This window comes from Gallibacterium genomosp. 1, assembly GCF_001678575.1.
In the GTDB taxonomy this organism is placed as follows: Bacteria; Pseudomonadota; Gammaproteobacteria; order Enterobacterales; family Pasteurellaceae; genus Gallibacterium.
The window spans coordinates 1-3,987 of the sequence record NZ_JTJP01000053.1; the positions used below are offsets into that span (position 1 = coordinate 1).

Genomic DNA, 3,987 nt, shown 5'->3' on the forward strand with positions numbered 1-3,987 from the left:
TTTCGTAGCTGATTGGAACATAGCCCCTTTACCTGTTAATAGCCAAGTGATACTAATTCCTAATGCTTTATGAATTTTTACCAATCCCTCCACATTCGGATCACGCCCTTCATTGAGATAATTCATGGCTGAACGATAAGAGATTCCAGTCAGTTTTGAGAATTCTCTAATACTCATGCCTTTTACTTCTAAAATCTGTTTTAATCTATCTGATATGCACATTGTTTCACATTTCTCTTGTTAAAAGTGAATGATTGTGATATTTTATGCACAATCAATATGAATTATGTTTCATATTTTAATTTAATCAAGGTATAACCGCAATATGGCATCTCATTTTCTTCTCACAAGCAAAGCCCGAACGCTTTCGCCTATCAAGATAGCTCGTCTATCTGATGCGGAAGCGTTTTCAATGCTTTGTACGTTACGTTGGGGAAGCCAAGAAAATGTAGTGTGTCCGAAATGTGGTGTACGACACCAAGCCTACTTTATTTCTACTCGTAAACAATGGCGGTGCAAACATTGTAAACACACGTTTAGCATTACGTCAGGGACGATTTTTGCGAATCACAAGTTACCGATTCAAACCTACTTATTCGCTATTGCATTATTTGTGAATGCGGTAAAAGGGATTTCCGCTTGCCAGCTATCTCGTGATTTGAATGTACAGTACAAAACAGCATTTACGCTGGCTCATAAGATTCGTGAAAGCCTGATTATTCAACGTGAGCTATTCCCCCTAGTAGGCGAAATCCATATTGACGGCACTTATGTACATTCTGCGCCACGCCCAAAGAATAAGAAAGCAGAACGTGTGGATAGACGATTAAAAGAAAATACCAATCCAAATAAACGTGCGGTATTGGTCATGCGTGAGCGTTATTCAGAACAGGAAACTTCCTCTAATCCACAATTAGTGGGCGCAAAGAAAACCATCACTTTCCCTATTCTCTCAGAGAACACAGAGACGGTGAAGAAATTAGCCACAGCCTATATTGAGCCAAACAGCCGTATTCATACGGACGAAAACTCAGCCTACGATGAATTGATGGTCCATTACGACCTACAACGAGTAAACCATCAACGTGAATATCGTAGCGATGAGGGCATTACCAACAACCTTGCTGAAAGCTATTTCGCTCGCTTTAAACGTATGTATTACGGACAAGTCCACAAGATGAGTAACGTTTATCTTGATAATTATGCCAACGAAGTCGCCTATCGTGAAGATACTCGCAAATTCGATAATTTAACCATTTTCAATGATATCACCAGTAAATGCCTTTCTACACCATCAGAAAATGCTTGGAAAGGCTATTGGCAAGGACATCATAGACAAGTAGAACGATTGGTAATGTAATGGCAAAGAAAATCTATTTAAGTCAAATTCAGGCAAAAATTGACCGCTTGCAATGTGAACGAAAACAAGTATTGGAGCATCTTGCGTTAGTAGATAGTAAAATAGAGAAGCTCCAAGCTGCTATTGAAGTGATGCAAGAAAAGGCTCTCATAGATGAATACAATACGGAACTTTATGCTTACCGTACATATAAACGCTATTTTAAGGGGAAATTACGTAAAATGGTGCTAGTAGAGATGAAAGCACGACCACAGCATTACTTTACTGTTAATGAGATAGTTAAGTTAGTTCTCGTTCAAGATGGGCAAGAGCCAATCATTCAACCACAACACACCGTGTCAATGCGTGCAGCATTAAAACATTGGCTAAACAAAGGTATAGTCGAAAGACTAGAAATTAATGTTGTTGATGTGCGTTGGCGATTAAGACAATAGATAATATCGTATTCAAAACATTAAATAGCATATAATCATTTATCGACTATATGCTATTCTTTTAACTAGGCTTTATGTTTCAATTCACGCAAATTTTGTTCAGTTAAATTTAAGCGTGATAAAACTAAGTTTGCAGTTTCAACTTTTTTCTTGAAAATAGGAGTTGATGGCAATTTGTCTAATTTCTTATCTATTTTGACTTTCATTAAAGTTTCCATATACTTGCTCCTTGCTATTTTTGTTTAACCAAAAAAGCTTCAAAATTTGAAGTATTACTTGAGATAAAAGGTGTTATCTTATTATTATGTATACCCCAAATAGTGAATTTCTCAGAAATTTCAGTATAGTATTTATTTAACATTTTTCTGTAAAGTCTAGTTCTAGACTTAGTGCTGCCTTCAAAAAAGATGAGAGCAGAAGGATTATTTTCCAAAAACAGTTCTGCTGCTTTTGCAACAGTTCTCAAAACAGTTTCCATATCACCATTATCACTAATGACAGTGTCGTCTATTTCAACACCGTCTTGAGTATCTCCAAATCCTAAGTTGAATACAGGTATATCAGGAGATAAGAAATTTCTATCTAATTCAAAAAACTCAATAATTTTTTGTTTTCTTCCCTTTGTGCCCCGACTGATAAACGTGTAACGTAATTGAGATGAGCTCGATGATAAAAGATACGGTTCAATATGCATTTTAAAAAAACTTGATTTTTATTGCTACATAATAACATAACATCATTAATCTGTTAAGATTTTATCGTATCTATCAAAAGAAATGTATATTGTTAGGGTAGTGCTTTCAACCGCCAATGAAACCCTGCACGCTCAACCAATCCCTTTTTCGCTAACCGCAACAACATTCTTTTTACCACCTTATAATAGCTATCACCTACATCAACAAACTGTGTTTGCCCCACTAACCGTAATGCCTGTTCTGCAATATCTCCACACATCAACCACGTCCCCTGATTTTCCCTTAATACTTGTGCGATTAAACGAGTGGTAATGACAGACTGGCTTTTAGGTGTTTTCGGCACAAATGGTGCTGCCAATTCGCTAATCTCTTGCGTTAAAAGCTACATTTGCACTGTTAATAAATCTTGTTTTTCTTTCAGTAGAAGTAACCGCTCAACTAACTCGTGCTTGAGTAACTTTTGTGTCATAATAAAAATCCCTATTGAGTGAAAATTTCAATAGGGATTTTAATGTTTTCAATCGGTTAAATCTTTGTGCAAGTGCTACATAATACCGATAGTACAAGACTTTAAGCCCACTTTTTGAAATATGAACAAAAAACTGTCCTTTTTGCCTTAAGAACAATATCCAAAAGTATGGAAAGAAAAATAATATTCAGAGATACTTTTGTTCATCCTGTCATAAAACCTTTTCTTCCACAAATAAATTAAATCCAATAGATATTTGGACTGATTACACAATAGGAAAACAAACCTATAAACAATTAGCCGAAAAATATCACTATTCCATTAGAACTATTCAGCGTTATATTGAAAAATCCCCTAAAGCTAAATTAACTCCTTTACAACAAACCTATCTAAATATTATTGCAGACGTGACTTTCTTTGGTCGTGACTTTGGTGTATTAGTTTTAATGGATACCTTATCTAAAAAAGCCGTTTATCATCGTGTCGTAAAAACAGAAAAAGACCTCTATTATAAGCTCGCCTTGAACATACTTCGCAAAAAAGGCTATAGAATTCAATCCATTACAAATGATGGACGTAGAGGGCTGTTAAAGGATTTATTTAATACCCCAATCCAAATGTGTCATTTTCATATGGTTGCAATTGTAATGAGAAAATTAAGAAAAAAACATCAATCACAAGCGGGTAAAGAATTAAAAATTATTGTTAAAACATTAAAAGAAAGCCATAAAAATGAATTTTATTTGAGATTACATCAATGGTATTTAAAACATAAAGAATTTTTAGATGAACGCGCTGAATATCCCAATAAGAAAGGCTATTTTCCTTATAAACATCGTAATGTAAGAGGGGCTTATGCTAGTTTAAAATACTATATGAAATATTTATTCACCTTTGAAGAATATACACACTTGAATATAGAAAAAACAACGAATCGGTTGGAAGGGTTATTTAAAGAACTGAAACAAAAATTATCTATTCATAACGGATTAACGAAAAAGCATAAGATTATGTTTATAAAGGATTTTT

General features: G+C 34.6%; 5 protein-coding genes and 2 pseudogenes. 3 read left to right on the forward strand and 4 right to left on the reverse strand.

The genetic code is table 11. The features are described 5' to 3' along the window. The coding region (locus QV04_RS09555) for a helix-turn-helix domain-containing protein (protein ID WP_065233419.1) at nucleotides 1-222 on the reverse strand (222 nt) is incomplete at its 3' end. Nucleotides 223-325: 103 nt separating this feature from the next. On the opposite strand from QV04_RS09555, the gene QV04_RS09560 reads away from it, so the two are divergent. After that, nucleotides 326-1,360: an IS1595 family transposase gene (locus QV04_RS09560; protein WP_065231045.1), complete on the forward strand. Its 1,035-nt coding sequence runs from the start codon at nucleotides 326-328 to the stop codon at nucleotides 1,358-1,360. After that, nucleotides 1,360-1,794 carry a DNA repair protein gene (locus QV04_RS09565; RefSeq protein WP_065231044.1) on the forward strand — a complete coding sequence of 145 codons (435 nt, stop codon included), beginning with the start codon at nucleotides 1,360-1,362 and terminating at the stop codon, nucleotides 1,792-1,794. The genes QV04_RS09560 and QV04_RS09565 overlap by 1 nt, the downstream gene beginning before the upstream one ends. Nucleotides 1,795-1,859: 65 nt before the next feature. On the opposite strand, the gene QV04_RS11545 is transcribed toward QV04_RS09565, so the two are convergent. From QV04_RS11545 to QV04_RS09575, 3 genes and pseudogenes are all read right to left on the reverse strand, one after another. Beyond that, nucleotides 1,860-2,012: a hypothetical protein gene (locus QV04_RS11545; protein ID WP_156106943.1), complete on the reverse strand. Its 153-nt coding sequence runs from the start codon at nucleotides 2,010-2,012 to the stop codon at nucleotides 1,860-1,862. A gap of 14 nt (nucleotides 2,013-2,026) precedes the next feature. Next, a complete protein-coding gene (locus tag QV04_RS09570) occupies nucleotides 2,027-2,488 on the reverse strand; it encodes a DUF6934 family protein (protein WP_052119499.1) in 462 nt (153 codons plus the stop codon). Between the two features lie 92 nt (nucleotides 2,489-2,580). Continuing rightward, a pseudogene (locus QV04_RS09575) lies at nucleotides 2,581-2,958 on the reverse strand (hypothetical protein). A 143-nt stretch (nucleotides 2,959-3,101) separates the two neighbouring features. Here QV04_RS09575 and QV04_RS09580 point away from each other — a divergent pair. Further along, a pseudogene (locus QV04_RS09580) lies at nucleotides 3,102-3,987 on the forward strand (IS256 family transposase, variant Zn-binding type); the annotation flags it as partial.

Coding starts and splice junctions, on each gene's coding strand:
- QV04_RS09565 (WP_065231044.1), top strand. CDS start 1,360: ATGGCAAAGAAAATCTATTTAAGTCAAATTCAGGCAAAAATTGACCGC.
- QV04_RS09570 (WP_052119499.1), bottom strand. CDS start 2,488: ATGCATATTGAACCGTATCTTTTATCATCGAGCTCATCTCAATTACGT.
- QV04_RS11545 (WP_156106943.1), bottom strand. CDS start 2,012: ATGGAAACTTTAATGAAAGTCAAAATAGATAAGAAATTAGACAAATTG.
- QV04_RS09560 (WP_065231045.1), top strand. CDS start 326: ATGGCATCTCATTTTCTTCTCACAAGCAAAGCCCGAACGCTTTCGCCT.